The organism is Kitasatospora sp. NPDC096147 (assembly GCF_044763225.1).
Lineage (GTDB): Bacteria > Actinomycetota > Actinomycetes > Streptomycetales > Streptomycetaceae > Kitasatospora.
Genome location: NZ_JBIWFX010000008.1, coordinates 258,596 through 284,637, shown reverse-complemented (window position 1 = coordinate 284,637; position 26,042 = coordinate 258,596). Strand labels below are relative to the sequence as shown.

Sequence of the window (26,042 nt, the reverse complement as noted above, 5' to 3'; positions counted from 1 at the left end):
CCGGCAGGCCCGGCACCGTGCCGGCTTCGGCCACCATCACCTCGGAATTCCGGCGATGGGCACACCCAACTTGCCAGGTGTAAAGGCGTGTTGAGGTCGAGGGTGGTCCGTCGGTCCGGTCCGGGGCGTGGCGGTCTTCTCGACGCGACGCTAACGGCGGCTCCCTCCTACGGTGTGCCGGATCGCCGTGGCGTGCCGGTGCTGACCGCGCGCACGACGTGACCCCTTCGCCCCGCTCTGGCGGGACGGCCCGGACCGACCCCGAGGAGCGTCACTTCGTGACCGCCACCAAGACCCGGCTCGCGGAGCTGAACACGGCGCTGCGCGCCAAGGCCGCCGAGCTGGACACCATCAGCAACTCGTTCTCGGTCGAGGACGGCGGCGTGACCGTCTCCGCCGAGAAGGCCACCGCCTTCCGCAAGGCCCTCGCCGACGCGCAGGAGATCAAGCAGCTCATCACCGACCTGGAAGGCGCGGCCGGCATCCAGACCTTCCTGGCCGAGCCCGCCACCCAGCCCTACGCACCTCACGACGCCGCCCTCGCCGCCCGGCTCGGTGCCGGCCAGGGCAAGAGCCTCGGACGGCGCTTCCTCGACTCGGAGGAGTTCAAGGCGCTCGCCGCCTCCGGCTTCCGGGGCTCCTTCGACGAGGTCGTGGCCGTCGATGGTCAGTCCCTCGAGGGTCTCTCCGCTAAGGACATCTTCACCCGCTCCGCCGGCACCGCCCCCGTCCTCGGACTCGGTACTCCCGAGCACCTGGAGATCGTGCCCCGCGCCGTCCGCCCCGGCCGCGTCCGCGACCTCTTCCCCTCCCAGACCACCGCCGCCAACATCCTCTACGGCGTGCGCGTCACGGGCTTCACCAACAACGCCGCGATCGTCCCCGAGCGCGCCATGGAGGTCCCGGCCGGAGGCGGCCCGGCCGTCGAGGTCTACGCCCGAGCCCCGCAGTCCAACCTCACCTTCAAGACCGTCACCTACCCGGTCGCCGAGATCGCGCACACGATGCCGATCCACAAGAACACCCTCGCCGACGAGCCGCGGCTGAGGGAGATGATCGACGGCGAGCTGATCGACGGCGTCAAGATGGCGGAGGACAACGAGATCCTCTACGGCATCGGCGGAGACGAGAAGATCACCGGCATCGTCAACACCGCCGGCGTGCAGACCTACGCCCAGGTCGATCCGGACAAGCAGTCCGCCGCGATCCGCCGGGCGGCCACCCGAGCCGTCCTCGCCTACTTCCCGCCCACCGGCATCGTCCTGCACCCCTTCGACTTCGAGGACTTGGAGCTGGAGACCGACGGTCAGGGCGCGTACCGCGTCGCCGTCAACGTCGCCATCGGTGCGCAGAAGGTCGTCTGGCGGCTCGCCGTCGTGGACTCCATGGCCATCAACGAGGGCAAGTTCCTGCTCGGTAGCTTCGGCCTGGGCGCGCGCCTCTACGACCGGGAGCAGGTCTCCGTCCAGGTCTCCACCGAGAACCGCGACAACTTCGAGCGCGGCGTGATCACGATGCGCGGCGCCGAGCGAGTCGGCCTCGAGGTGCCCCGCCCCGAGAGCTTCGTCTACGGCACCTTCAAGGCGGCCCCCTGATGCCCCCGGCCCGCACCAAGCCGGCCACCGCACCAGTGGAGAAGGGCCCGGTGCAGCCCGTCCCCGAGCAGCCGCACCCGCCCGTCGATCCCGCCCCGGGGCCGCCGCCGGCCAGCGGTCCCACCGGCCTGGAGCTGTCGGTGGCGGCACCGCTGGAGCCACTCGCCGCCCCGGCCTTGGCCGAGCCGCCACCCGCCCCGGCAGCGGTCCCGCTCGGCGTGCAGCGCCACCAGCCACTCACCACCACGGGCACCGAGCTGGTGGACGAGGACGGCAACCCCCTGCCCGACGACCTGGCCGTCCTGTTCGACCTCACCCGGCCCGAGCAGACCGTCGTCTACCCGCGCCTGCGGATCTACGAGCGGCAGACGTACACCGGCAGCCGCCGCACGGTCACCAAGCTGCTGTATACCCCCGGGAACGCGGTGCCCCGTGCCGAGGTTGACCAGCTCCGCCGAGCTCTCAGTAAGGCGTAGGGCCCGAAGCCCGTTGAAGCCTGCCCCACGCTCCGGGGGCAGGCTTCGACGTGTGACTGGCGGCTGCCGAGCGGAGGTGCCGCTACTGCTCGGCAGGCGGCTGCGCGAAGTAGTCGGTGAGCATCTCGCTTGTCCAGGCCGGCTCGTGGATCGGTCCGCGGGGTCCGAAGTCGGTGAACCAGGGCTTCACTTCGAGGACTGGGGTACCGTCCACGGCATCCAGGTCTTCCACGTGGAGGTCGAGTCCGTCGACCTCGATGAGGCGCGGGTGGGAGACACCCAGCCAGTTCAGCCGCCGCATGTTCCGGTGACCGAACACACCGACCTCAGGCCACTCGGGATTGTCGCGCGGGCGGCGCGCGCCGAAGTGCAGATCGGTCGGGTCGGTGAGGTGGAAGCGGAACACCACCTGGATGTGGGAGAAGGCGTCGAGACCCTTGGTGGACTCCACGGGGAAGAGAGAGCTGTCGAGGCGGATGATCGAGCGGGTCCCGCCCCAATAGTCGTCGGTGGGCTCCTTCCGGCCACCCACCACGTGGCCAAGGGCCTGTACCTCGAAGACTTCGCGTTCGGACACTCCGTACTCCTCCTCGGTGATCAGCGGGAGCTGCCAAGCCATCTTCCCCTAGGCAGTGGCCGCGAGGTACTCCCCAGCCCTGCTGGCCACTTCGTCGGCGCGCGGAACCCCGGTGGAACGAGGTGCAGAGAGCATGGCCTGCATCGTCATGGCTGTCTGCCTGGTCCGGTCGGACCGGACACCCTGCATGGCGTCGAGGGCGTCGGACCAGGTCGCGCAAGCCAACTCGTAGTCCTGCATCTGAGCCTGCACCGCTCCCAGATAGCCGAGGGTAACGGCATGCGTTCGGGTGTACGTCGTGGCCTTCCGGGTGGCCACGCTTCGGCGGAACTCGCCCTCGGCCTGGGGCAGATCGCCGACGTCCCGAAGCGTGGCAGCGGTCTCGTGCGCGAGGCTTGCCTCGCCGAAGAACGAGACCCTTGCGGGTTCGCTACTGCTGCCACGCGCGGAAGCGAGATCATCTTCAGCCCGGAGCAGTGCCGTCATAGCTGCAGTGCGTTGCTGGCCAGCGGCGAGGGCACGTGCGTGGACCACGCCGAGCAGGGCCCGCTCGCGCGGACTGGCGAGCCGGTAACGGTCTCCCTCAAGCGACGCAGATGCGAGGGCAAGAGCCCGCCTGGGTCGCCGAAGATCAACAGCCTGGTGCGCCATGGCTCGGAGGATGTGAGCCGTCAGCGGAGGATCACCGGCCTCCATGGAGAGCTCAACGGCGACCGTGAAGTGCTGCTCCGCGCTCGAGTGCTCCCCGGAGTCGAAGGCCATCCAACCAGAGAGATACGCGAGTTCCGCAGCCGCGCCGAACATCTCCCCCCGGAGGGTGGAGTTCGTGAAGCGGCCGTGGAGCAGGCGGTAAACGTCGGCTTCGAGGTAGCGAGCGGCAGCTCGGCCGTGGCCGCCGCCGCGCTTCTGGTCCATCTGGGAGAACAGCGCGGCTGCATCGCGCACGGCTTCGATGTCGCCGACGCCGACCAGTGGAGCGCCGGCCAGGCTGCGTAGTGCATCGGTGCGTTCGAAGACCTCCGTGCCCTCGCCGACGGTGGCCGGAGAGCGGCCTGGGGACGGCGAGAGGAGGGGAAGGGAGAGTATGGCTGGGGCGCCAAGCACCTGACGTCGCTTCACGTCATTGATACTGGCCTGTCCGAGCCCGAGCCCGCCACTCCCGTTGAGATCAACGGGAAGAGTGAAGCCCAGCTTGTCGAGCGTGGTGCTGAAGGTCGCGCAGAGAGCCTCAGCCGCGTCGTGGCGGGGCAGTCCGGGATTCGCACTTTCCCACCGCCGCCAGCTCCGCGCGCTCACCTCGAAGCTGGGCAGGTCGAAGAGCTCTTTGCCAACCTCCGAGACGCCTCGGGCAGCGTCTACCTGCCGGTACCAGCCCATCTTCACCCTGGCCGTGACCAGCTGCTCGTTCCGCTCCGGCACGCCTGCCGAATCCTCACGCATCGTCACCCAGCCAACGTAGAGGGTGAGTTGATGGAGCGGGAGACCTCACGCTGATCTCGACCCCTTCAACAGCCCAAGTGGCCGCAAAGTGGCCGCTCGATGGCCGCTCCATGTGCTTTTTCGGTCACCGGCCTGGCGGTGGAATGGTGCACGGCGCTGCGGAGCGACCAAGACATCGTCACAAATGCCCGGCCGCTCCGCAGTCCGGACTCCTGAGGTCATTGGACCAGCGGTGGCCCGGCGGCTGAGCAAGTCGCAGCCGGCCTGATGCACGCAGCTGGAGCGATGCCCAACTCACCATCGGTGTCCAGTTCGTACGTCTCTAGCTACTCCGCGCTTGGTCTGGAGGACCTGGCATGGCCGCGTACCCAAAGCGAAGCAGAAGTGCAGCACCGTCGCGCCTGGCCGGGGAGGCACACAAGTGGTGACCAGGAGTCCGGTGATGCCACTACGGCAGTGGCAGGCGTCCGTCGAAGCCGATCCGATGTGCGTTCCGGCGGTCCGGCGGACCGTCTCCGACCTGATGGTCGGGTGGGGATGGGCGGGTGAGTCGCTGGACGCGGCCCTGCTCGTCTTCTCGGAGCTGGTCACCAACGCGATCGTGCACAGCGCCCGCCCCGGCGACGCGGTGAGCGTGCGGGTACAGGAGTTCGACGGCGACTGCCGCATCGAGGTGGTGGACGCCCGGCCGGACCTGCTGCTGGTCGCTCGCTCCGCCAGCGACACGGAGGAGGGCGGGCGCGGGTTGCTGCTGGTGAGGAGCTGTTCGGCGGACATGGACGTCGTGACCAGCCGAGGACGGAAGAAGGTGTGGGCGCGAGTGCTCAGGGAGGCAGCAGGATGAAGAAGTTGGTGCGGCGGGTGCTCGGCCGCCGACGACTGGAGCCGGTGGCGGTCTGGCCGCCAGCGCCCTCCTATGGGGGTCGCCCGGGCGGACCGCCCATTCGGCGCTCCCCACCCGGGGAGCCCCGGTACCGGTGCACCGTCACCGCGTACTTCAGCGCGGGGCAGCCGCTGGTCCAGTGGGCCTGCGGTACGGCGGACATCCGGTTCGCAGTCCGGGCCCTGGAGAGCCAGCTCGATGACCTAGCCCTTCGGCTCTCCCTCGATGAGGGCAGCGTGCCGGTGAGGTGGCGGTCTACCCGGGACGGCTATGACCGGGCCACCTACGACCTGGCGGCCGGCCGCACCCACGCGATCACGTTCACCCACGACGCGGTCACCTACGTGCTCGAGGTCGCGCCCTGCAAGATCCAGGGGAGGCAACTCCTCGTAGGCGTCGGCTGATGCCGACCTTCGGTGCCACCCGGGTACGCCCGGCGATCCGCGCCCGGCGCAGGGACCTGTGCTGCTGCGGCCGGATCGCTCACACGGTGGCCAGGCTCCAGCAGCTGCCGCACGGCGAGCCGGATCTGTCGCCGCGGGAGGTTCAGGTCCTGCGGCTGATCGCCTCGGGGAGAACCGCAGCTCAAGCTGCGAAGGTGCTCGTCCTCTCGGAGAGCACCGTCAAGTCGTACATCCAGAACCTCCTGCACGTGCTCGGGGCGGCGAACCGCGGGCACGCGGTGCTCCTCGGCCTCGCCTACGGGCTCGTCACCAACGAGCACGTCTGCGCCGGCCGTCGGGAGAAGGCTCCCCCCGGGCCGCACACCCGGCGCGAATGGGAAGTGCTGGGCTGCCTGGCCCGCGGTCTGACGTACCGGGAGATCGCCAGAGAGCTCCACATCGCGCTCCACACCACCAAGACCCACGTGCGGAGGGTGATCGCCGCGATGCGTGAGGACAGCCGTGTCCAGGCGGTCGCGTACGCCGCTGTGGACGGCCTGTTCGATCCGGCCGTCCTGCTCGCCGGGCATCGCCTTGGGCAGCGGGGCCGCCGCCGCGTCAGCCCGCCACGAGACCGCCTCGGGCGGTTCGCCCAGGGACAACGGTCCCGGGCAGGCACGAAGTAGCTCAACTGACCATGCGGGTTCGCCACCTGGCGGGCCCGACTCTCTCCTGCCTCCCGGGCGGAGGACTACCGAAAGTATGGAGATGACCCAGACGACCCCGCGCAAGACCGTCGTGATCGCCTCCGGCGGTCTCGACAGCACCACCGTTGCGTACTTGCTCGCCGACCAGGGCAGCGAGGTCACCCTGCTGTCCTTCGACTACGGCCAGCGCCACCGCACCGAGCTGGAGTACGCCGGCCGCATCGCCCAGCACCTCGGGGCCCCGCACGTGATAGCCGACTTGAGCGGGCTCAGCCGCCTGCTGACCGGCTCCGCGCTCACCGACCCGACCGTCCCCGTCCCGGACGGCCACTACACCGCCGTGACCATGCGCAGCACCGTTGTGCCGAACCGGAACACGATCATGCTGTCCGTCGCGGTGGCGGCGGCGATCTCCCGCAACGCGGACGCCGTCGCGTTCGGGGCCCACAGCGGGGACCACGCGATCTACCCGGACTGCCGCCCGTCGTTCTTCGACGCCTTCACCGCGATGACCCGGGAGGGCAACGACGGCTTCCTCGCCGACTGCTTCCAGTTGCTGGCCCCGTTCATCGGCCTCGCCAAGGCGGACATCGTGGAGACCGGCCAGAGCCTCGGCGTCCCGTTCGTGGACACCTGGTCCTGCTATAAGGGCGGGCGGGTGCACTGCGGCACCTGCGGCACGTGCACCGAGCGGATCGCGGCGTTCTCGCTGGCCGGTGTCACCGACCCCACCGACTACGTGACGAGCGTCGCGGCGGTGGCCCGGTGAAGCCGCTGAGGGGTACTCACCGGATCGGCAAGACCTTCCGGTTCGAGGCGGCGCACCAGCTCAGCGGCCTGCCCGAGGGCCACCAGTGCGCCCGGCTGCACGGCCACTCCTACGCGGCCGAGTTCATCCTGACCAGCGACCGGTTGGTGGAGCCCGGGTTCGTGACCGACTTCGGCGACCTCGCGCCGGTGAAGAAGATGATCGACGCCGTCCTCGACCACCAGGTCCTGAACGAGGTGCTGCCCGATCTCGTCCCGACGTCGGAGAACGTCGCCGCCTGGCTCGCTGCCTGGTTCGTGGAGCACGTCGAGCCCGGCCTTCCCGGACGGCTGCACGCCGTGCGGGTGTCGGAGACCGCCAGCAGCTGGGCCGAGTTCGAGGTGCAGCGGTGAAGGCGGCCTTGGCCGCGCCCGCTGGCCGAGGGCTGCTGGTCGCCGAGTGCTTCGGCCCGACCTTCCAGGGGGAGGGGCCGACCGCCGGTCAGGAAGCGGTCTTCGTCCGCTTGTCGCGGTGCAACTTGAGCTGCCCCGGCTGCGACACCCCGTACACCTGGGACTGGAGCCGCTTCGACCCGTCCGAGGTCTCGACCCGTCACGGGGTGGAGGACCTGGCGGAGTGGGTGTCGGCCCGACTGGCCACCCGGGTGGTGATCACCGGGGGAGAGCCGCTGATCCAGCAGGCCGAGCTGGTGCGCCTGCTGCGGCTGCTGCCGGGTCGGAAGGTGGAGATCGAGACCAACGGGACGATCGCCCCGCTGCCCGAACTCACGGACCTGGTCGAGGCGTTCAACGTCTCCCCGAAGCTGTCCGGGTTCGCCTCGTCGAACGACCACCCGATCCGAGGCGACGCCTTACGCGCGTTGCAGAAGTCGGGGAAGGCCCGCTTCAAGTTCGTCGTCAGTGACCCCTCCGAACTCGGCGAAGTCGCCACCCTGGTCGAGCAGTTCGGGCTCGGTGAGGTGTGGGTGATGCCGGAGGGGACACGCAGCGGCGTGATCATCGAGCGGCTGCGCGCCCTCGCCGATCCGGTGCTGGCCCGCGGCTGGAATCTCGGGAGCCGACTGCACGTGCTGCTGTGGGAGGACGAACGTGGCCGCTGAGAACAGCACGACGCCCGAGTGGGGCGGTCCTTCCAGCTCTCCCAGGCCGCGCGTGTTGGGTAGCGGCCAAGCGTGTGAAGAGGAGAGCGGGAACCTGCCTGCCACTCGGGCTGCCGCCAGCATACCCAACTCTGTTTCGCCGCGCGCCCATTCACTGATGTCCTTCCTCGTTGACCCCCGGCACCTGCGGCGCGCTGCGAACGTCTGTATGCGCCGGGGCGGGTCCGCCGGGGCCGACGGCGTCAGCTGGGCCCAGTTCCGGGTCGGGATGCCCGGCCGCCTCGAGGCACTCGCGCAGCAACTGCGCGCCGGCACCTGGAGCCCGTCGCCCGTGAGGGAGGTCGAGATCACCGCCTACACCGGGAAAGTGTTCCCGGCCGTGATCCCGACGACGGCCGACCGGGTGGTGCAGCGGGCGATGCGCAACGCCATCGAACCGGTGCTGGAGAGGCGGGCCCTCGCCAACTGGGTGTCCGGCTACCGGGCCGGCCGCAACCGGATCACCGCGCTGCGGGACGCGCAGCGGCACCTCGGCACCGGCCGCCAGTGGGTGGCGGACGTGGACGTACGCCAGACCTCCGCCGGCTCCAGCGCCGAGGAGGTGACCGGCTGGCTCGCCGAGCACGTCGCCGACGGCCCCTTCCTGCGGTGCTTCCGCAGCGTGCTGGAGCCGCTGCCGTACCCGATCGTGCCCGGCACCGCCCTGGCGCCGCTGCTGATCAACCTGCGGCTCTCCCGCGTGGACGCCCTGCTCACCGGCCACCGGGTGGTGCGGTTCGCGGACAACTACTGCTTCTTCTGCTCGACCGAGACGGAGGCCCGCCAGGCGATGGCCGCCGTCAGCCGGGCCCTCGCCGAGTGCGGACTTGAGCCGCACCCGGGCAAGAGCCAGATCCGCGACGGCGTCAACGCCGAAGACCTGTTCCTGATCGCCGGATGAAGGCGGACAAGACCATGAGCCTCGAACTCACCCAGCCGGTGGTGTGGGTCCCCATCCCGGGCGGCACCTGCCTGTTCGGCGACCGGCAGCGCCCGCTGGTGATCCCGGATCTCGAATGGACGGCAACACCGCTCACCTGCGGTCAACTGGGAATGCCGGGAGGGGACTTTCCGCTCACCCGCGTGGTCCAGGCCCAGGCGGCGCACCTGGCCGCCGAGGTCGGTGGCCGGCTGCCCAAGTCCTCGGAGTGGGAGTGGGCCGCAGCCGGAGCCGAGCGCAGGCCTTACCCGTGGGGCTCCGACGAGCCGGAGCCGCACATGGCGAACCTGCGGGGCGGCCCCGGCCGGACGACCCCGGTCACCGACCACCCCGCCGGAGCCACCCCCAACGGCCTGTTCGACATGGCCGGCAACTGCTGGGAGTGGACGTCCAGCGCGACCCTCGGCGGCGGCTTCGTGATCCGCGGGGCCTCCTTCAACTCCCTGGCGCTGTACGCCGGATCCACGTTCCTCAACGCGGCCCCGGCGGAGCTGGCCTCCTGCGGCATCGGCGTGCGGGTGGTGAGGGCGGCATGAAGGGGGACCTGCTGATCGCCGGCTGCTCCCGCCGCAAGGCGGCGCAGCGAGCCGAACTGCCCGCCCTGGAGCGGTACACCGGCGGCATCGCCCCGCACCTGCTGGCGCGCTTCGGCCACCAGCAGCCCGCCCGGGACCGCATCCGCTTCCTCTCCGCCGAACACGGCCTGCTGCACGCCGACGCCCCGCTGGCCCCGTACGAGCGCCGCCTGACCCCCTCGCGCGCCGAGGTGCTGCGGCCCACGGTCGCCGAGCAGCTGGAGCACGAGTTCCAGACCTTCGGGGTGCCCGAGCGGGTGCTGCTCGTGCTGGAGCCGACCTACCTGGTCCTGCTGACCGACCTGATGGCTCACCCCGCCCGGCCCGCCCTGCACTGGGTCTACGACCCCCGGGGCTGGGCGAAGGCGACTGCCGTCCTCGACGAATGGAGCTGGCCATGACCTCCACCCTCAACGCCGTCCTCAAGACCCGCACCAACGATCACAGTTCACTGACCGGCGCCTTCTCCACGAGCGCCCGGATCGGCTGGCACCAGCCCACCCCCGCGCCGGTGGCCGCCGGCCGCTCCCTGTCGGTCGTCATCCCGGCCCGCAATACCGGCTACGCCCTGCCCGCGGTCCTGGACGCGCTCGCCGCGCAGCAGACGGACGGCCAGGTGGAGGTGATCGTCGTGGACGACGCCTCCACCGACGCCACGTTCGACCTCGCCCGCCGGCACCCGGCGGTCACCACCGCCGTCCGCCTCGGTGCACGCACCGGCTCCGTCGGGGCCCGCAACGTCGGAGCCCGCCTCGCCGGAGCCGACAACCTGCTGTTCCTGGACGCCGACATGGTCCTGCCCCCGCACGTCCTCGCGGACTTCGCCGCCCGGGCGAAGCCCGAGACGGTGCTGACCGGCTTCCGCCACAACCTGCCCCACCGCAGCTCCCCGTGCGGCCCCGTACTGCCCGCCGAACCACCGCAGCTGGCCGCCGACCACCGCGTCACCTGGACCCCGCCCGTCGGCACCCCGCTGCCGTACTCCGGCCTGACCCTCACCGAGAAGCTGGACGGCCGGCCGCTGGACGCCACCCACGACTTCCAGAGCCTCGGATACGGCCGCTCCTACTACGACTGGGACCTGCCCAGGATGGCCGTCACCGCGCTGCTCGGCGTCCCCCGGGAGCGCCTGGTGGACGTCGGCGGCTTCGACCCCGAGTTCGGCCGGCTCGGCTGGGGCATGGAGGACACCCACCTCGGGGCCGCGCTGATCGCCGCCCGCTGCCTGGTCGTCCCGCTGCGCCAAGCCGTCGGCTACCACCTCGACCCGCCGAACGCCGCCGCCCAGTGGCAGAGCAAGCTCGCCACCTGGCCCTCGACCCTCGCCCACTACCGGCGGCTGCTCGCCCAGCCCGCCCCGACCGGGCGCGGCAGCGACTTCACCACCACCACCGACAAGCTGCTCCTCGACGCAGAGGTGACCACCCGATGATCCGCACCTTCGCCGCCGCCGCCATCGACGGCCTCACGGTCGTCCACGACCCCGTCGTGGGCACCAACCACCTCAGCCCCACCACCCTGCCCGCCGGCCGCATCCACCTCGACCAGGCGCACGTCGCCGCCTGGCCGGAGGCCCAGCCCGGCCAGCTCAACCCGCAGGCCCCGCTCAGCATGTGCTACTCGCTGATCGTCCGCTGCAACCTCGCCTGCCCCCAGTGCCTGGACGACAAGACGGTCCGCGAGTCCACCGCCGAGGAACGCCAGACGATGGCCGGGCACATCGCCGCCTCCGGCGTCCTCGGCGTGGACCTGTCCGGCGGCGAGCCGCTGCTGCTGCGGGACCTGCCCGACGTCGCCAAGGCGATCCGGGCCGGCGGCCGGACCGTCGTCAGCTGCACCACCAACGGCTGGCACCTCGCCCGCCGCGCCGCCGAACTCGCGCCCGTCCTCGACGGCCTGCGCGTCTCCCTGGACGGCGCGACCGAGGCCACCCACGACCGCTGGCGCGGCGACGGCAGCTACAGCCGCGCCATCGGCGGCACCCGCGCGGCGATCGACGAGGGCCTGCCCGTCCAGTTCCAGATGGTGCTGATGCGCGACAACCACCGCGAGGCGCAGCAGCTGCTCGACCGCGCCGCCCAGCTCGGCGTCGGCGGAGTCACCTTCCTCCAGATGCTCCCGATCGGGGACGGCAGGAACATCGCCGAGCAGCAGATGCTCACCGACGACGAAGCCACCGCGACCATCGACGCCCTCACCGTCCCCGAAGGCCTGCGGCTTCGGCTGCGCACCCGCGCCAAGGCGGACGGCTTCACCGTGCTGCGCGCCGACAGCAACGCCTGGCGCAACACCGGCGGCGCCACCAGCATCACCATCCGCGCGACGGTCACCAGCCCGCAGGACCTGCACCTGCCCGTCCCCGGGAGCGCCGCGTGAGCACCAGCACCCCACCGTCGCAGCGCACCTTCACCAGGACCGCCCCGTACGCGCCGACGCTCTACCAGTGCTACGACGCCGCCCGGCTCCTCGCCGAGTCCATGGTCGGCTTCGCGCCCACCGTCAGCGCCGTGATCGGCATCGCCAACGGCGGCATCAAGCCCGCCACGGTCGTCGCCGACTACCTCGGCATCCCGCTGCTCACCGCGATCGCCCGGCACAACACCAGCGACGAGCCGTGGCAGCAGGCCACCGGCCAGGTCACCGTCTCCCTGCCCGCCGGCCTGCCCGCCACCCTGGAGGGAACCGTCCTGCTGGTGGACGACATCGCCGGGTCCGGAGCGACCTTCGATGCCGTCACCACCGCCCTCACCCCCCGGCTCCAGCCCGGCAGTTCCGTGCTGAGGCTCGCGCTGTGCCGCAACGCCGGGTGCAGCAACGGCCCCGACCGGTGGGTCTGGAACGTGGACGACTGGGTTGTCTTCCCCTGGGAGGACCCGCACGACGGCGACACCCGGCTCATGCCCGCACCGCGGGGGGTGCTCACCCCATGACCGGGAACCCCAACCCGAAGCCGGCGGCGACCGCCAGCCGGGGCGTGCTGCTGGTCCTGCTGTCCTGGACCCCCGACGCCCCCGCCGGGATCGAGCGCGCCACCGCCGCACTCGCCTCCGGCCTCGCCCAGAACGGCCACCGGTCCGTCATCGCCACGGCCGCGCCGCAGCCCGCGGGGCCCGACTCGCTGCCGGGCGTCACCATCGCGCGCCTGCACCTCGCCCGGGTGACCTTCCCCTGCGACGACACCCAGCTTCGCCACGCCGTCAGCTGGCAGGACGGCGCGCTCGCCCAGCAGATCGCCGAGCTGGTCACCACGCACCGCATCGACACCATCGTGTTCACCGATGCCCTCTGGGGCCTGGGCCGGCTACGCGGTCACCTCCCGCAGCACGTCCGCCGGGTCCTGGCCGCGCACGTCCGCCCGGCCACCCTCGACGCGCGCCCGGCCCTGAGCCGGGCTCACCACGTCATCGTGCCCTCCGACGTCGTCGTGGACGAACTCGCCGCCTGGCAGCCGCAGAACGTCACCGTCATCCCCAATGCCCTGCTCGCCCAGCCGCCGACCCCCGCGCCCAGCCCCGAGTGCCGCGAGCAGCTCCGCCGGTCCGGACCGGTGCGGGTCCTGGCCCGGCTCGGCGCGGAGAAGGGCGTCGCCGAACTGCTCGAAGCCGCCGCCGGGTGGGAGCGCCCCGTCGAAGTCGCCCTCGCCTCAGCTGGCTTCGAGGACACCGGAGGCTCCCAAGCCGCCCTGCTGGAGCGCTGCCGGGACCTGGCCTCCCGGCACCCGACCGTGCGGCTGCGAGGCGCGCTGCCCTGGAACGAGGTCCTACCCTGGCTGGCAGAGGCCGCCGCCGTCATCGTCCCCAGCCACCGCGAGACCTTCGGACTCGTCGCACTGGAGGCCATGAGCGTCGGCACTCCCGTCATCGCCTACCGGGTCGGGAACCTCCCCGCCCTGATCGAGCCGACCGGCCATGGAGACCACCTTCTCGTCCCCCACGACGCCGGCCCCGAAGCCCTCCACAAGACGGCACGAACCCTCCTGGAAGATGACATACTGTACGCCGCGACTACACAGACCGTGTACCGGCGGGCCAAGGACTTCGACCCCACCCGGATCGCTCACCTTCTCCTGGAGGCGATCTCGTGATGTCCGCACCCACCCCGGCACCGCTCCTCTTGGTGGACGGCTTCAACGTGCTGTGGGCCGGCACCTTCGGCTTCCCCGCCGAGATCCGCTCCCGCGACAAGGCCCGTGAACTCACCGGCCTGTTCGCCTTCTTCGCCCTGCTGCGCGCCAGCATCCGCGACGACCTTGACGTGGACCCCCCGGAGGTCGTCGTCGTCTTCGACGGCGAGCACGGCAACGCCGACCGGGCTGCCGAGGACAGCGACTACAAGGCCAACCGCGAGAGCACCCCCGAGGCCCTCAAGCCCCTCCAGTTCCTCGCCGACGTCAAGACCGGCCTCGACCAGCACAGCATCCGCTGGGTCGAACTCCCCAACCAGGAGGCCGACGACGTCATCGCCACCCTCGCCATCCAGGCCGCCCCGAGCCGGCCGGTGCGGATCATGTCCCGCGACGCCGACTACTACCAGCTCCTCACCGACCAGGTGAAGATCATCAACCGGTCGCGCAAGGCGACCAACCGCCTGATCACCTCCGAGGAGGTGATCGACCGCTACGGAGTCACCCCGGACCAGTGGCCGGCCTTCCGGGCTCTGACCGGCGACAAGTCCGACAACATCCCCGGCGTCCACGGCGTGGGCCCCAAGGTCGCGGCCCAACTGCTGCGCGACAACCTGCCGTTGGAGGACCTGCCCGGCTCCGGTCGGCTCACCGGGGCCAAGGGCAAGGCGATCACCGAAGCCTGGGCGGACGTCCAGCGCTGGCACGGGATGATCACGATGAAGCACGACCTCGAGGTGCCGCTCGCCCCCACCGGACTGGTCAGCTCCCAACTGCCGAGGCCCGCCGACGTGGTCGAGAAGCTGGGGCTGTGGTGACCGGCGACCCGGGCTCGGTCCTGGCCGTGTTCGCCCACCCCGACGACGCCGAACTGTGGTGCGGCGCCACCCTCGCCCTCCACGCCGCCCACGCCCGGGTCACCGTCGCCGTGCCCCACCGCGACCCGGAGCGCGACGCGGAAGCCGCCGCCGGCGCAGCCATCCTCGGCACCGAGCTGCACCAACTCGCCTCGGCACAGGCATCCCTGATCACCGACCTGATCATGGAGCTCCACCCCGAGATCGTCATCACCCACCCGGTCAACGACGTCCACCCCGAGCACCGCGCCATCGCGGCAGCCGTACTCGCGGCCCTCCCAGACGCCGTGATCGCCACCGGCTTCCCCCACCGGGTGTTCACCAGCGACACCTACAACTCGCTCACCCTGGACGGCCCGGTGCGCGCCGACACCATCATCGACGCCACCGCCACCTTCTCCGTCAAGATGCAGGCCCTGCACGCACACCAATCGCAGCCCATCGCCGACCACTTCGGCCCGATGGCCCAGAACCTCGGCAGGCTGTGGGGCGCGCGGATCGGCACCACCTACGCCGAGGCGTTCACCGCCGTCCCCATCCTGGGCCGGCTCCCCGCCGCCACCTGCCTCTGACCCACCTCTCCACGCCGCTGGCCAGCCCTACGCAGGCAGGCGGCCTGGACCGTCATGCCCTGAAAGGGGAATGCCGTGGAAGCAATAACCACCATGGTACGCAAGCCGGTTGACACCGAGCGCGTCCAGCAGCTGTACCGCGAGCTCCTGATCGCCCTCGGCGAGAACCCCGACCGCGAGGGCCTGGCCGACACCCCGCGCCGCGCCGCCGCCTGGTGGACCGAGTTCCTCAACCACGACCCCGGCACCCTCGACACGACCTTCGCCAACGACAACTCCCACGACGGCCTGGTCGTGCTGCGCGGAATCGACGCCTGGAGCCTGTGCGAACACCACCTACTCCCGTTCCGCCTCACCGTCACCATCGCCTACATCCCCGGGACCCGGGTCCTCGGTCTGTCCAAGCTGGTGCGCCAACTCCACGCCCACACGCACGCGTTGCAGGTGCAAGAGCGGATCACCACCGACCTCGCCCACGCCCTGGCCAAGGCCGCCGGCACCGACGACGTCGCCGTACTCGCCGAGGGCGAGCACCTGTGCATGAGCATGCGGGGCGTCAAGGCACCGGAAGTACGCACCCTCACCAGCTGCCGGCTCGGCCGGACCGCCGACGATCCGACGGTTACCACGCTGTTCGGCAGGCTCGCGCTGCCCTCGCCCCGCTGACGTAGAGCCGGCCGCCTGCGCCGCCGCACGGTGGCGGGCGGTCGCCTTCACGGCGTCCCGCCCTCCCCGGCGGCCTCCTCCGCCGGCCCCACCCGGGCCGGAGCACGCGTCACCCAGCCTGCTCCGGGCCGAGCAGCCGGCCACCGCCCGACCGGCCTTCCCGACTGCGCCCCATCCCGTTCACGTAGACCCACCCGACCACGGCTGTCCTGAAGCGAAGGAGCGATCATGAACCCCGACAACGACACGATCACGATCGGTAGTTGGAACATCGAGCACGACGGGTGGCAGAGCGACGGCAAGGGCGGCGGCAGCCTCGACCGTTGGTACGCCGCCCACGAGTTCCTCGCCGGACTGGGGCCGTTCGCGGCGGTGGCCCGGCAGGAGATGACGCACTCCCTGAACTGGCGGGGCCGGATGGCCTGGCAGGCAGGAGACGCGCTCGGCCGCCTGATCCCGTTCGTCCAGTCGAACCCGGTGCCGGCCAGTCGCAACCCGACGGGTCTGCTGCTCGACACCAAGGTGTTCTGGCCGGTGGGGGAGTGGCCGGAGGACAAGGGTTGGTGGCACGGTCCGACCGCGGTGGAGGTCCGGCTGACCGGTGCCGCGCAGGACGCCGGGACCCTGGTGTTGGGCTCGGTGCACCTGTGCTCCCGCTCCGCCCGCATCCGGGAGGACGAGGCCGACCTCGCTTCCGGCTGGGCGGAGGGCCGGCGGGCGGTGCTGGTCAGCGGCGACATGAACTCCTACTCGGCCTTGGACGAAGGCTTGCCCGACTTCAGCAAGGTCACCGACCTGCCGTTCGTCGCGCACCGGACGGTGGACGGCCGCACCCCTCACACCGAGCCCGACAAGATCCTGCGCCGGGCCGGGCTGGTGGACCTGGCCCACTACGCGGCCGAGCACCTCGCCCAGCCGGAGGCGCTCGCGCCGACCGGGTCGATGCGCAGGCCCGAGCAGGGCGGCGGCCAGCGCATCGACCGCGCCTACCTGAGCGCCCAACTCGTCCCGGCTCTGCGCTCGTTCGAGGTCCACACCAACCTGGACCTGTCCGACCACTCGCTGCTGATCATGCGCTTCGACCGCCGCGAGCTGACCGAGCTGCTGAACGACTTCGGCAGGGCCGCGTGACCCAGCCGCCCCCGCCCGACCCGAACCTCCTGGACCGCGCCATGTCCCACTTCTCCGCGCCCCCGGGCCTCCCCGACGACCTCGCCGACGTTCTCTCGGTGCTGGTGGAGCTGCCGTTCGCCGTCCTGGAGCCGGGGCTGGTCGCTGCCGCTCTCGACAGCAGCCCGGACGCGGTCGCGGACACCCTGCCCCGGCTCGCGGACCTTGGCCTGCTCCAAGCGCACCCGACCACCGGCCTGTGGGAGTTCCCGAACGAACGCCGGGTGTCCCCGCTGCCGGCCCGCCCCCCGGACCCCGGCGCGCAGTTGGACCGGCTCCAGCGGGCGGTGGCGTGGTGGCTCGCCTCGCTGGTCGCCGCAGAACGCCAGCTCGCTCCCTGGCACCGGCCGGTTGCCATCGCACCGCGGTGGGGTCACGGTCCGGCGCAGCCATTGACGTTCGACAGCTCCGAGCACGCGCGGGCTTGGGTGGTCGCACAGGCCGGCAACGTGATCGCGGTGATCGCGGGTGCCGCGCTCAGGTGGGACCACATCGCCTGGCGGGCCACCCTGGCGGCATCGAGGACGCTGTGGAGGGTGCGTCCTGACCCCGGGGTCCAACTGCTCTGCTCGAACTGGGCGGTGGGCGCAGTGAAGGACGGCGGAAGCAGGCAGGAGATTCGAGCGGTGTTGCTCGCCCGGTCCGGCGCCGCTCGGCAGGTTGGCCAGTACTCGGACGCCTGCGACGACGCGGACGCTGTCCTCTACTTCGCCGAGGAGGACGGGGACAAGCGCCACCGGGGGGATGCCCGGCACGCCATGGGCAGCGCGCTGCTGGCTGCCGGGCGGGCTGAGCCTGCCCGCGAGCGGTTCACCGAGGCGCTGGCGGTGCGGGAGGAGGTAGGCGACGAGCGGGCGGTGGCACTCACCCGGCTGCTGATCGGACTGTGCCACCGAGAGGCAGGCGACCCACGGAGGGCTCTCGCCGAGCTGGACGTCGCGCGAGGGCTTCTGGCGCGGGTGGGTGACCAGTTCGACCAGGCACGGGCGCTCGCGTACACCGCCCGCGTTCGGGCCGACTTGGGCGCGCCTGTGGAGGCGGTGGCTGACCTCAAGAAGGCGGCCACCCTCTTCGCCGGGGTCCGCGCCGACCCGTGGTGGGCACGCTGCGTCACCTGGCTGGCCACCAGCCACCCAGACGCCGTCCACGAGCGGGCCTGGCACCTACTCACCGAAGCGGTGCAAGCGTTCGGCGACAACTACCACGTCGATCAGACCGCTGCCCTCGCCGCCCTTGCTGCCCACGCCAAGCGCCGCCGACCGTGACCGTGCCGTGGGGTGGGGTCTTGGCCCCACCCCACGCCTTCTCCGGTCACATCGCAGCGGCCGGCTGACTCCGATAGGACCCCGACGTTGATCACCACCTCATCAGCTACGCAGTCCTTGGACGCCCTCACCCCGGCAGCCCTGCACGCCCTGGAGGTCGCCTGTGCCCGCCGGGGACACGACACGGCTGGCGCCGTCGTTCTCCAGAACGGCTTCAACCAGGTGCTCCGGCTGCCGCACGCCGCCGGCGGCCGAGGGGTGATAGCCAAACTCCACCGGCCCGGCACGCGGCGGGAGGCGGCCGAGCGCCAGGCGGCGGTCGCCTCGTGGGTGCTGGAGCATCGGGTGCCCACGGCCCGGCCGCTGGGCCGCCCGACCGCCGTACGCGGGCTGATGGTGTCCTTCACCGAGGACCTCGGGCCGGGCAGGCAGGCCGACCCGGACGAACTGGCCGTGCTTCTCCACCTCTTGCACGACCTGCCTCTCCCCGACGGCATGCCCGCTTACGCGCCCACCGCCCGCCTGCTGCGCCGCCTGGCAGCGGTGCCGGCCAGCGTGATGACACCGGCCGCACGGAGTGAGGTGCGGCTGCGGCTGGAAGAGGTGGAGCGGCGCTGGTGGACGGCGGAGCCGCTGACCCGCCGCCACCTGATCCACGGCGACGTCGGGCCTGCCAACACCCTCGTGGACCGGCGGGGCGTTCCCCACCTGATCGACTGGGAGACCGCGGCCGCCGGACCGCCCGCACTCGACCTCGGGGCCTGCGCCACCCGCCGTGACCACTACAACGCCAACCCGCGCGACTACCAGCGGATCTGCGCCGGGTACGGCACCGACATCACCGACGACGACTGCACCTACCAGGTGCTGGCCACCCGCGCGGCCTGCTCCGGGGTGATCGTCGCGGCCGAGCTCGCCGCGAGCCGCCCCGAGTGGAGGCCGCAGTACCTGCTGCGGCTGGCCTGCCTGTCCGCACTCGGCGACCCGGGCTGCCCCTACCCCTGGACCTGGCAGGGAGGCAGCCAGCTCGTCGCGCCCGAGCCCCAGCACCGCCCGCCCGCCGACGCTTCCGCGCAGGTGCTCGCCCAACTCGCGGACCAGCCAGCCCCGCTGTCCGCCTGACCCGCACCTCACCCCTCCACAGCCACTCGACCGGAGCTACCTCGTGTCCACCCGCGACTACCTGTTCCTCAACGACCCCCGGACCCTGGCGGAGATTGCCCGCTGGATCGCCGCCGTCCTCGGCACACCCGACCCGGACCTCGGCTCCAACCCCGCCGAGCCACAGGGCTTCGGCCGCGTCGGCGAGTTCGAGATCGGCTTCGCCGTGGGCACCAACTACCTCCGGGACGGGGACGAGCGCACCGCCTTCAACCCCTCCGGCGTCATGGTGCAGCCGTGGGCGCTTGCCAGCCGCCACGACCAGCAGCCGGCCGCGAAGGCGCTGTTCGAGCGGCTTGCGGCTGACCCGGCGGCCCCGGCCATGCTGCTCACGGAGGAGACGGGATGGGTCCGCGCCGCCCACCTCCCCGGCAAGGGCACCCACCACTTCCCGCAGGGCACCGGGATCGAGGACGTGGCGGCCTGGCAGGAGTGGGTGGGCCCCGACCCGTACTGGCCGCCGGGCACCACACCGCCTGAGGAGGTGCCCGAGCAGGACTGGCGCTACAGCACGCGCGGGCCCGGCGAGTTGGTGATGGGCCTGTACCTGCGGCACCTGCGTGAAAGCCTCGGCCTGACCCTGGATCAGATGCCCGCCCGAGTGGCCGCCCGGCCCGAGCCGGCCTTCGAGCTGGAGCGCCCGGACCGGTTCGCGCGTCTGGAGGCGGGCCAGGTGATCTACAACGCGAGGGCCGGGAACTTGCCGGTGCTCCTGGAGGCGTACGGCCTCGCGCGGGGCCCGCTGCGCGATGACGTGTCGGACGTGGTGGTCGAGCGGATGCTCAGGGACGTGGACTGGGATCGCACCCTCGCTGACGCCGGCCCCGGCTGGGCCCACCGGCACGCCCTGGTGGAGGCCGCCGCAGTGAAGGCCACGATCTTCGTCACCACGCCGCTCGCCCCCTCGCTCACGTGCGACGCCTTCGAGCGGGAGGTCGCCTACGATCTGCCCGGTCCCGGGGCTCCCGGCCCGGCCACGGTGATCGAGACCCAGTGCGCGGCGTGCCGGATGGTCCACTTCGGGCAGATCGGCGACGCCGTCCAGCACACCGACTACCGGCTCCACCTGGCCGGCCAGCGGCGGGAGACGATGGCGGCCCTTGCCGCCGCCCCGGCCGCCGACGGCTCCCCGGCACTCACCCTGCTGGTCCACGAATCTGCCCTCGCCCTGGACCACGGCCGACCCGACATCCACCGCGAGGTGATGCAGGGCCTGGCTGCCCTCGCCGAACAGCCCGGCACCCGACTGCTCGTGGTGCGCCCCGAGGGCGGGTGGCACACTCTCGGCCCCTACCGGGCCCTGCTCGATCTCCCCGGAGGCGATCGGCTCGCCGTCGCCAGCCGCGCCGCCTCCACCACCTACAGCACCTACCAACTCGACGCGGAGCAGGCGCGCTTCGACCAGATCACGGCCGACGGCGAAGCCGCGGCCGAGAGCCTGGTGATGCTGCACCGCGCCGCCGAAGGCAGGTACAGCCTGTGAGCGCAGCCCACGCCACCAGCGACCAGCGGCCGCCAACGAACCCGCAGCCGGCCTCCCGGCCGAGCGGCCCTGAGACCGTGCTGCTCGCCGCTGCCTGCGCCGGCTTGGGCCTGCGGCCGGACGGGGCCGAGATCCTGTGCAGGCGCCGCAACCTCGTCGCCCGACTCCCCGCCACCGGCTTGCCCGGACCCGCCGTCGTCAAGATCCACGACCTGGGCACCGCCCGCGCCGACGTCGCCCGGCAAGCCGACCTCGCCCGCTGGCTCACCGACCGGGGCTTCCCGACCGCCGCGCCTGCCGGACGGCACTTGGTTGTTGCAGCCGGCGACCGGTGGGCCAGCGCCGTACGCGACCTCGGCCCCGGCGAGCCCGCCACGCACACCCAACTGGGAATGCTCATCCGTAAGTTGCACGCACTTCCCGCGCCAACACACCTCGGTCTGCCGCTGTCCGACCCGGCCGCCTCCCTGCTCTCCCGCGTCACCCGGCTGCCCGATGCGGTCCTTCCGCCGGACGAACGCGCCTGGCTGCGTGAGCAGATAGCCGCCGCCGGGACACAGTTCGATGCGGTCGGGTGGCGCGGGCGGCCCGGCCTCGTCCACGGCGATGTGCACCTGCCGAACACGATCGTGGCCCGGGACGGCAGCCCGTACCTACTGGACTGGGAGACCGCCGCGCTCGGCCCGGCCGCAGCCGATCTCGTCTTCCCTGCATGGCCGGTGGACGCCTTCGGCTACAACTCGAGCAGCTACCGCGACTTCTGCGAGGCGTACGGGGCTGACGTCACCACCACGGACGGCGGCCACCTCTACCGGGTGCTGACCCGGATGACCGCCGCCGTCGGGGTGGTCATCGCACTGGAGGAGACCACCCGAGACCCCGCCTGGAGGATCGAGGCCACGTACAGGCTGAGCTGCTTCCGCCACCAAGGCGGCGACGATCCCGCCTTCGCGTACCCCTGGCGCTGGAGCATCAGCCCCACCACCGCCTCCACCCCGGTGGGTGCTGCAACGAGCGGCCGACGATGACGACCGGCCCCTTCCCCGACCTCCTGCTGAGCCGGACCGTCACCGCGACGGTGGAGGCCGCCATCGCCATCCGGCACCCCGGCGGCAGCACCGCCCGGTCTGCCGCCATCAGCTACGCCTACCTGCCCGCCGGCCTGCTCGCCGTCTCCGTCATCGACGGACTCGCCGACCCTGACGCCTGCGGCGACTCCGCGTTCGAAGTGGCCACGACGGTTGCCGACTTCGCGGCACGTGCCGCAGCCTCCGCCCGGACACCCGATGAGGGACGCGACAACGCAGCCCCGCCCATCCTGAACGGGGCCGTGTGGAGGTGCGCAGTCGCGCTGGTGAACGGAGACGTTCATGTTCTCGGCACCGGCTGCCGGGCGTACGGCTGGACCCCGGCTGAGGGCCTTCGTCCGCTGACCACCGACCACGGAGCCTGCTGCGACGACCTGGTGATCCTCAGCGCCGGCCGCCACCCCGGACCCACCTTGCGCGCCGAGCAGGTACGCGATCTCGCCGACGATCCGTGCACCCTCGCCGCGACGCTGGCCACCACCCCCGGGAGGGCCCGCAGCTGCATCGTCGTTCTACGCCGCCTGCCCACAGCCTGGGGCAGCACGAGCACACCCACGGACCCGGACGACGGGCCCGGAGCGATGCCGCTGGTCTTCACCCAGCAAGTCGACTACCGCCAGGCCCCCGAGCAGCACCTAGCCGATCTGGAGCACTGTTGAGCCCCCTCACCCGACCCTGGCGCGCGGACCAGCTCGCCGCCCTGCGCGAGCACCTGGACCTGCTCACCGCAGCCGGCACCGTCCCCGGCGGAGTGATCGCCTGCGGAACCGCCGGAGCCGAGCCCACCATCCTGACCTCCGGAGTCGTCGCCCCCGAGTACGGTGCCGCCCCTCCCGGCCCCGACACCCGCTACGACCTCGCCTCGTTGACGAAGATCGTGGCGACCTGGGCACTGGTCGGGAAGGCGTGGGCCGCCCGGCGCATCACCCTCAGCGCCCCGATCCACTCGCTGCTGCCGGACGTGCCGCACGACGCCCCGGGCGGAGGGGTGACGATCGGTCAGATCCTCACCCACACCTCCGGCCTGCGCACCGAAACCCGCCTGGATCTCTACCGCGGCCGGCCCGAACCGCTCGCCCAGCTCATCTGCTCGGAGCCCCTGGCGGGCAAGCCCGGGGCGGCCCACCAGTACATCAACCGGGGATTCATCCTCCTCGGGCTCGCCCTCGCGCAACTCCACGGCCGCCCGCTGGAGGCCCTGGCCGCCGACCTCTGGGCGGACCTCGGGATGACCGGCACCTCCTACGGGCCGCTCACCCGGTCCGCGACGGTCGCCCCGACCGGGCAGCGCCTTGCCGGTGCACCGCGCCTGCACGGCATCGCCCATGATGACGCGGCGGCCATGCTCGGCGGAGTGGCCGGGCACGCCGGCGTCTTCGGCACCGCCGCCGATCTTGCCGCCTTCGCCAGCCATCTCCTTGATCCCGGTAGTGAGCTCGGCATCTGGCTGGGGTTCAGCGCCCGCCCCCGGACCCGGATCGAGCCCGGCCTGGAGCGGGGCCTGGCGTGGATCGTCTCCGGCGATGGCGTTCTCTGCCACCACGGGTTCACCGGCACGAGCCTGTACCTCGCCCCGGCCACCGGCCGCTACCTGGCCCTGTGCACCAACGCCGTCTACTACCACCAGGACAACCGCGCGGCCCTCGCCCAGCTCCGGGCGCTCGTGTTCAAGGAGATCGCCAACTAGCCCGTGCGTGCCGAGAAGCGACCACCGAGAGGACAGCCCCCTACATGACCCGACAGCCCACCCGAGCGACGCCGGCCTGCGGGCAGCCGCTCGCCGGTCTGACCATCAGCTTCGACCTGTGGAACACCTTGATCAGGCAGACGGCACTGGAGGCCTCCCGCACCTGGCAGCTGGAGCGCTTTGGCCGCATCCTCCGCTCCTACGGCCACCGGACCCCGCCCGAGGCGATCGCGGTCGCCGTCCAGCACGTGCGCCACGAGCACATCACCCAACAGCGCCTCAAGGGAGCCCAGTTCGCCGTCGAGCACCTCGCGCAGGCGCTCCTGGTCAGTCTCGGCGTCGCCTACGACGAGAGCCTGGTCGAGCAGCTCTCCACCGTCTGGGACCACACGATGCTCCATGCCAACCCCCGGCCGATCGACGGAGCCCCGGCCGTCCTGTCCGCAGTCCGCCGGCTCGGCGCCCGGGTCGTCCTCACCTCCAACACCCTTGCCAGCACGCCCGCGACCCACCTCCTCCTGCTGGCCGACCTCGACCTGCTTCAGCACTTCGACTTCGTGCTTCTCTCCGGCGACCTGGACACCGCCAAGCCGAGCCCCGACGTCTTCGAACTCGCCGCCGGGTCGCCCTCCATGACGGAGCGGACCGTCCACATCGGCGACGACGTCCTGACCGACGTGGACGGGGCGCTGGCGGCCGGATGTCGAGCTGTCCACTACGACCCGCAAGGCTGTCGTGAGCGGCCCCACGTGCCCGCCATAACCCAACTCACCGACCTGCCCGAGCTGATGACCTTGATCGCCTCGACCCACGCGTGAGCCTCGAGGAAGCACCAGTCCCTGCGCTCCGTAGCTTCTGCCTCCCGAGATCGAGCCGACTCCGCTGACTTCGGCGAGGGACTGTGCGGCGGTGTTCAGGAAGCCCTAGTGCCGACAGTCGCGCCAGCCCGGGCACGGGGCCGTCGATCAGTGCACCCGCACTGCGGTGGTCCGTACAGGAGGCCCCTAGGACGGGTATTCGAGATGGTCGCGCAGGGTCACCCGCTTGGGCGTAGCGCTGTTCGAATTTGGGGGGGCTAGTATTCATGTCGCGCCACCCATGGGATTTCATGTGGGATTTCACGGGCTTACCACCTGCGATTATCCCAGTAAGTGTGATGATCGCTGGGGGCGCGAATATTCGCACGAACAGATGGGATGCGACTGTGGTCAACTACCAAAACGGCATGCCGGCTGGCACCATCGACAATGAGGGTGAGGGGTCCTGGTTCAAGGCGAGCGCGAGCGCGTCGCAGGGGGCCTGCGCGGAGGTGAAGGACCTGCGCGGGCAGAAGATTGCGCTGCGTCAGAGTACTGACCCCACGGGCCCCGCGCTCATCTTTACCGCTGCGGAGTTCACCGCGTTCGTTGCTGGCGCCAAGGCAGGGGAGTTCGACCTGCTCGGGCGCATCGCCTAGTCGAGCGCCGCCTTTCGTTCATTTGATCGAAAGGCAGGTGATAGCGGCCTCCCTTGGTAGAATGCGCGCGGAAACGGGCATTCATCCGTAAGGGGGGCCGCATGGCCGCGCACAGCCTGGGGTTCGAGGGCGATGACAACGTCTTCCCCCTCGAACCGCCCGACGAAGACAGTGCGGGCGCCGCCGCGATCGTCGCCGAGTGGGTGCTAGACAGAAGGCTTGAGCTCAAGCTCGAAGCCAAGCAGGTGGCCACCGCCGCCGAGACCTCGCCATCCACCTACAGCCGGATCGAGACCGGCAGGGGCAGGGTGCACCCCAAGACCGTTGCCCGGGTGCTCGACGTGCTCGGCTTCAAGCACGGCCCGGACCGGCAGGTCTTCATGGAACTTGTGAAGGAGGCGGCCGGCAAGGGCTGGCTAACCTCCTTCCACGACGCGGCGCCTGGGTTCATCCGGCGCTACTACTCGATGGAGAGTCGGGCCTACCTGCTGCGCACTCTGGAGACAAGGGTGGTGCCCGGGCTGCTCCAAACCCCCGAGTACGCGCGGGCGATCAGCTCGCACACTCTGCCTGCTGATGGGGTCGGCATGTCCGGCCGAATCGTGGAATTGCGGATGGAGCGCCAGCGCCGGTTCTTCGCTGGCGAGCGCGCCGAGGCGGCCTTCTTCTTCCCGCTCAGCGTCTTCGACCCTGAGATCGGCCCCCGTCGTATGATCGCCGCCCAGATCGAGCACGTCATCGGCCTCGCCGAGACGCCCGGAGTGATGGTGCGGATTATCCCGCCCCGGCTCCCGGTCGGCCTGACCGTCACCGCGATCACCCTGCTGGAGTACAAGACCGGTTCGAAGTCCAATGAGCTGATCTACGAGGACCACGGCGACGTCGGCCAGTACTACATGCCCCGGGCCCGCACCCGCTCTCTGTTCGAGAACCGCCGCGCGATGATGGAGCTCGTGTGGTCGGTAGCGATGGAGTTCGACGCGAGCCTCGACGCGCTCCGGGCTAAGTTGGAGGAGTACCGGGACTAGCCG

General features: G+C 71.4%; 30 protein-coding genes. 28 read left to right on the top strand and 2 right to left on the bottom strand.

The genetic code is table 11. From position 1 onward, the window contains the following. Positions 1–278: 278 nt before the first annotated feature. Both ACIRBX_RS25335 and ACIRBX_RS25330 read left to right on the top strand, forming a co-directional pair. Positions 279–1,595 carry a phage major capsid protein gene (locus ACIRBX_RS25335; protein WP_402299723.1) on the top strand — a complete coding sequence of 439 codons (1,317 nt, stop codon included), beginning with the start codon at positions 279–281 and terminating at the stop codon, positions 1,593–1,595. Next, positions 1,595–2,071: a hypothetical protein gene (locus tag ACIRBX_RS25330; RefSeq protein WP_402299722.1), complete on the top strand. Its 477-nt coding sequence runs from the start codon at positions 1,595–1,597 to the stop codon at positions 2,069–2,071. Before ACIRBX_RS25335 ends, ACIRBX_RS25330 begins: the two co-directional genes overlap by 1 nt. An 82-nt stretch (positions 2,072–2,153) precedes the next feature. On the opposite strand, the gene ACIRBX_RS25325 is transcribed toward ACIRBX_RS25330, so the two are convergent. Continuing rightward, positions 2,154–2,648, bottom strand: coding sequence for a TrmO family methyltransferase (locus ACIRBX_RS25325; protein ID WP_402299720.1), 495 nt, complete (start codon positions 2,646–2,648; stop codon positions 2,154–2,156). Positions 2,649–2,696: 48 nt separating this feature from the next. Continuing rightward, positions 2,697–4,094 (bottom strand): Tat pathway signal protein, encoded by a 1,398-nt coding sequence (locus ACIRBX_RS25320; protein WP_402299719.1) that lies wholly within the window; start codon positions 4,092–4,094, stop codon positions 2,697–2,699. A gap of 436 nt (positions 4,095–4,530) precedes the next feature. On the opposite strand from ACIRBX_RS25320, the gene ACIRBX_RS25315 reads away from it, so the two are divergent. The 26 genes from ACIRBX_RS25315 (at position 4,531) to ACIRBX_RS25190 (ending at position 26,039) form a co-directional block, all read left to right on the top strand. Next, complete coding sequence (locus tag ACIRBX_RS25315; RefSeq protein ID WP_402299718.1) at positions 4,531–4,932, top strand: ATP-binding protein; 402 nt, start codon at positions 4,531–4,533, stop codon at positions 4,930–4,932. Continuing rightward, complete coding sequence (locus ACIRBX_RS25310; protein WP_402299715.1) at positions 4,929–5,375, top strand: hypothetical protein; 447 nt, start codon at positions 4,929–4,931, stop codon at positions 5,373–5,375. Before ACIRBX_RS25315 ends, ACIRBX_RS25310 begins: the two co-directional genes overlap by 4 nt. Next, a complete protein-coding gene (locus tag ACIRBX_RS25305; protein ID WP_402299713.1) occupies positions 5,375–6,040 on the top strand; it encodes a response regulator transcription factor in 666 nt (221 codons plus the stop codon). The genes ACIRBX_RS25310 and ACIRBX_RS25305 overlap by 1 nt, the downstream gene beginning before the upstream one ends. 82 nt (positions 6,041–6,122) lie before the next feature. Beyond that, entirely contained in the window at positions 6,123–6,830 is a 708-nt protein-coding gene (gene queC, locus ACIRBX_RS25300) for a 7-cyano-7-deazaguanine synthase QueC (RefSeq protein ID WP_402299711.1), read from the top strand. Continuing rightward, entirely contained in the window at positions 6,827–7,222 is a 396-nt protein-coding gene (locus ACIRBX_RS25295) for a 6-pyruvoyl trahydropterin synthase family protein (RefSeq protein WP_402299708.1), read from the top strand. The genes queC and ACIRBX_RS25295 overlap by 4 nt, the downstream gene beginning before the upstream one ends. Further along, positions 7,219–7,929 carry a 7-carboxy-7-deazaguanine synthase QueE gene (locus tag ACIRBX_RS25290; RefSeq protein WP_402299706.1) on the top strand — a complete coding sequence of 237 codons (711 nt, stop codon included), beginning with the start codon at positions 7,219–7,221 and terminating at the stop codon, positions 7,927–7,929. Before ACIRBX_RS25295 ends, ACIRBX_RS25290 begins: the two co-directional genes overlap by 4 nt. A 157-nt stretch (positions 7,930–8,086) precedes the next feature. Next, positions 8,087–8,869: a reverse transcriptase domain-containing protein gene (locus ACIRBX_RS25285; protein ID WP_402299704.1), complete on the top strand. Its 783-nt coding sequence runs from the start codon at positions 8,087–8,089 to the stop codon at positions 8,867–8,869. Continuing rightward, positions 8,866–9,444 carry a formylglycine-generating enzyme family protein gene (locus ACIRBX_RS25280; protein ID WP_402299702.1) on the top strand — a complete coding sequence of 193 codons (579 nt, stop codon included), beginning with the start codon at positions 8,866–8,868 and terminating at the stop codon, positions 9,442–9,444. Before ACIRBX_RS25285 ends, ACIRBX_RS25280 begins: the two co-directional genes overlap by 4 nt. Further along, entirely contained in the window at positions 9,441–9,884 is a 444-nt protein-coding gene (locus ACIRBX_RS25275; RefSeq protein WP_402299700.1) for a hypothetical protein, read from the top strand. Before ACIRBX_RS25280 ends, ACIRBX_RS25275 begins: the two co-directional genes overlap by 4 nt. After that, entirely contained in the window at positions 9,881–10,915 is a 1,035-nt protein-coding gene (locus ACIRBX_RS25270) for a glycosyltransferase family 2 protein (RefSeq protein ID WP_402299697.1), read from the top strand. The genes ACIRBX_RS25275 and ACIRBX_RS25270 overlap by 4 nt, the downstream gene beginning before the upstream one ends. After that, positions 10,912–11,859 carry a radical SAM protein gene (locus ACIRBX_RS25265; protein WP_402299695.1) on the top strand — a complete coding sequence of 316 codons (948 nt, stop codon included), beginning with the start codon at positions 10,912–10,914 and terminating at the stop codon, positions 11,857–11,859. Before ACIRBX_RS25270 ends, ACIRBX_RS25265 begins: the two co-directional genes overlap by 4 nt. Next, complete coding sequence (locus ACIRBX_RS25260; protein WP_402299692.1) at positions 11,856–12,413, top strand: phosphoribosyltransferase; 558 nt, start codon at positions 11,856–11,858, stop codon at positions 12,411–12,413. Before ACIRBX_RS25265 ends, ACIRBX_RS25260 begins: the two co-directional genes overlap by 4 nt. Beyond that, positions 12,410–13,567: a glycosyltransferase family 4 protein gene (locus ACIRBX_RS25255; protein ID WP_402299691.1), complete on the top strand. Its 1,158-nt coding sequence runs from the start codon at positions 12,410–12,412 to the stop codon at positions 13,565–13,567. Before ACIRBX_RS25260 ends, ACIRBX_RS25255 begins: the two co-directional genes overlap by 4 nt. Continuing rightward, entirely contained in the window at positions 13,567–14,424 is an 858-nt protein-coding gene (locus ACIRBX_RS25250) for a 5'-3' exonuclease H3TH domain-containing protein (RefSeq protein WP_402299690.1), read from the top strand. Before ACIRBX_RS25255 ends, ACIRBX_RS25250 begins: the two co-directional genes overlap by 1 nt. Beyond that, the gene (locus tag ACIRBX_RS25245; RefSeq protein ID WP_402299687.1) at positions 14,421–15,035 is read left to right on the top strand and encodes a PIG-L deacetylase family protein; all 615 of its coding nucleotides are present in this window, start codon (positions 14,421–14,423) and stop codon (positions 15,033–15,035) included. The genes ACIRBX_RS25250 and ACIRBX_RS25245 overlap by 4 nt, the downstream gene beginning before the upstream one ends. A gap of 93 nt (positions 15,036–15,128) precedes the next feature. Continuing rightward, positions 15,129–15,701: a GTP cyclohydrolase I gene (gene folE, locus ACIRBX_RS25240; protein ID WP_402299686.1), complete on the top strand. Its 573-nt coding sequence runs from the start codon at positions 15,129–15,131 to the stop codon at positions 15,699–15,701. A 228-nt stretch (positions 15,702–15,929) separates the two neighbouring features. Then, positions 15,930–16,832, top strand: a complete 903-nt coding sequence (locus ACIRBX_RS25235) for a hypothetical protein (RefSeq protein WP_402299683.1) — start codon at positions 15,930–15,932, stop codon at positions 16,830–16,832. A 41-nt stretch (positions 16,833–16,873) separates the two neighbouring features. Continuing rightward, positions 16,874–18,136 carry a tetratricopeptide repeat protein gene (locus ACIRBX_RS25230; protein ID WP_402299681.1) on the top strand — a complete coding sequence of 421 codons (1,263 nt, stop codon included), beginning with the start codon at positions 16,874–16,876 and terminating at the stop codon, positions 18,134–18,136. An 87-nt stretch (positions 18,137–18,223) separates the two neighbouring features. Continuing rightward, the gene (locus ACIRBX_RS25225) at positions 18,224–19,258 is read left to right on the top strand and encodes a phosphotransferase (protein ID WP_402299680.1); all 1,035 of its coding nucleotides are present in this window, start codon (positions 18,224–18,226) and stop codon (positions 19,256–19,258) included. 43 nt (positions 19,259–19,301) lie between these two features. Next, entirely contained in the window at positions 19,302–20,780 is a 1,479-nt protein-coding gene (locus tag ACIRBX_RS25220) for a Scr1 family TA system antitoxin-like transcriptional regulator (protein WP_402299677.1), read from the top strand. Then, positions 20,777–21,808 carry a phosphotransferase enzyme family protein gene (locus tag ACIRBX_RS25215; protein ID WP_402299676.1) on the top strand — a complete coding sequence of 344 codons (1,032 nt, stop codon included), beginning with the start codon at positions 20,777–20,779 and terminating at the stop codon, positions 21,806–21,808. Before ACIRBX_RS25220 ends, ACIRBX_RS25215 begins: the two co-directional genes overlap by 4 nt. A 50-nt stretch (positions 21,809–21,858) precedes the next feature. Then, on the top strand, positions 21,859–22,527 hold the full coding sequence (locus ACIRBX_RS25210; RefSeq protein WP_402299674.1) for a hypothetical protein: 669 nt from the start codon (positions 21,859–21,861) through the stop codon (positions 22,525–22,527). Then, a complete protein-coding gene (locus tag ACIRBX_RS25205) occupies positions 22,524–23,555 on the top strand; it encodes a serine hydrolase domain-containing protein (protein ID WP_402299673.1) in 1,032 nt (343 codons plus the stop codon). The genes ACIRBX_RS25210 and ACIRBX_RS25205 overlap by 4 nt, the downstream gene beginning before the upstream one ends. Positions 23,556–23,599: 44 nt before the next feature. After that, positions 23,600–24,373: an HAD family hydrolase gene (locus ACIRBX_RS25200; RefSeq protein ID WP_402299671.1), complete on the top strand. Its 774-nt coding sequence runs from the start codon at positions 23,600–23,602 to the stop codon at positions 24,371–24,373. Positions 24,374–24,780: 407 nt separating this feature from the next. Next, entirely contained in the window at positions 24,781–25,011 is a 231-nt protein-coding gene (locus tag ACIRBX_RS25195; RefSeq protein WP_402299891.1) for a DUF397 domain-containing protein, read from the top strand. A gap of 101 nt (positions 25,012–25,112) precedes the next feature. Beyond that, positions 25,113–26,039, top strand: coding sequence for a helix-turn-helix transcriptional regulator (locus tag ACIRBX_RS25190; protein ID WP_402299670.1), 927 nt, complete (start codon positions 25,113–25,115; stop codon positions 26,037–26,039). Positions 26,040–26,042: the final 3 nt, after the last annotated feature.

What these genes read in the sequence shown, in the direction of transcription:
- ACIRBX_RS25270 (WP_402299697.1), top strand. Translation starts at nt 9,881, where the DNA reads ATGACCTCCACCCTCAACGCCGTCCTCAAGACCCGCACCAACGATCAC.
- ACIRBX_RS25280 (WP_402299702.1), top strand. Translation starts at nt 8,866, where the DNA reads ATGAAGGCGGACAAGACCATGAGCCTCGAACTCACCCAGCCGGTGGTG.
- ACIRBX_RS25310 (WP_402299715.1), top strand. Translation starts at nt 4,929, where the DNA reads ATGAAGAAGTTGGTGCGGCGGGTGCTCGGCCGCCGACGACTGGAGCCG.
- ACIRBX_RS25285 (WP_402299704.1), top strand. Translation starts at nt 8,087, where the DNA reads ATGTCCTTCCTCGTTGACCCCCGGCACCTGCGGCGCGCTGCGAACGTC.
- folE (WP_402299686.1), top strand. Translation starts at nt 15,129, where the DNA reads ATGGTACGCAAGCCGGTTGACACCGAGCGCGTCCAGCAGCTGTACCGC.
- ACIRBX_RS25275 (WP_402299700.1), top strand. Translation starts at nt 9,441, where the DNA reads ATGAAGGGGGACCTGCTGATCGCCGGCTGCTCCCGCCGCAAGGCGGCG.
- ACIRBX_RS25235 (WP_402299683.1), top strand. Translation starts at nt 15,930, where the DNA reads ATGAACCCCGACAACGACACGATCACGATCGGTAGTTGGAACATCGAG.
- ACIRBX_RS25230 (WP_402299681.1), top strand. Translation starts at nt 16,874, where the DNA reads ATGTCCCACTTCTCCGCGCCCCCGGGCCTCCCCGACGACCTCGCCGAC.
- ACIRBX_RS25315 (WP_402299718.1), top strand. Translation starts at nt 4,531, where the DNA reads ATGCCACTACGGCAGTGGCAGGCGTCCGTCGAAGCCGATCCGATGTGC.
- ACIRBX_RS25265 (WP_402299695.1), top strand. Translation starts at nt 10,912, where the DNA reads ATGATCCGCACCTTCGCCGCCGCCGCCATCGACGGCCTCACGGTCGTC.
- ACIRBX_RS25200 (WP_402299671.1), top strand. Translation starts at nt 23,600, where the DNA reads ATGACCCGACAGCCCACCCGAGCGACGCCGGCCTGCGGGCAGCCGCTC.
- ACIRBX_RS25190 (WP_402299670.1), top strand. Translation starts at nt 25,113, where the DNA reads ATGGCCGCGCACAGCCTGGGGTTCGAGGGCGATGACAACGTCTTCCCC.
- ACIRBX_RS25255 (WP_402299691.1), top strand. Translation starts at nt 12,410, where the DNA reads ATGACCGGGAACCCCAACCCGAAGCCGGCGGCGACCGCCAGCCGGGGC.
- ACIRBX_RS25250 (WP_402299690.1), top strand. Translation starts at nt 13,567, where the DNA reads ATGTCCGCACCCACCCCGGCACCGCTCCTCTTGGTGGACGGCTTCAAC.
- ACIRBX_RS25330 (WP_402299722.1), top strand. Translation starts at nt 1,595, where the DNA reads ATGCCCCCGGCCCGCACCAAGCCGGCCACCGCACCAGTGGAGAAGGGC.
- ACIRBX_RS25305 (WP_402299713.1), top strand. Translation starts at nt 5,375, where the DNA reads ATGCCGACCTTCGGTGCCACCCGGGTACGCCCGGCGATCCGCGCCCGG.
- queC (WP_402299711.1), top strand. Translation starts at nt 6,123, where the DNA reads ATGACCCAGACGACCCCGCGCAAGACCGTCGTGATCGCCTCCGGCGGT.
- ACIRBX_RS25195 (WP_402299891.1), top strand. Translation starts at nt 24,781, where the DNA reads ATGCCGGCTGGCACCATCGACAATGAGGGTGAGGGGTCCTGGTTCAAG.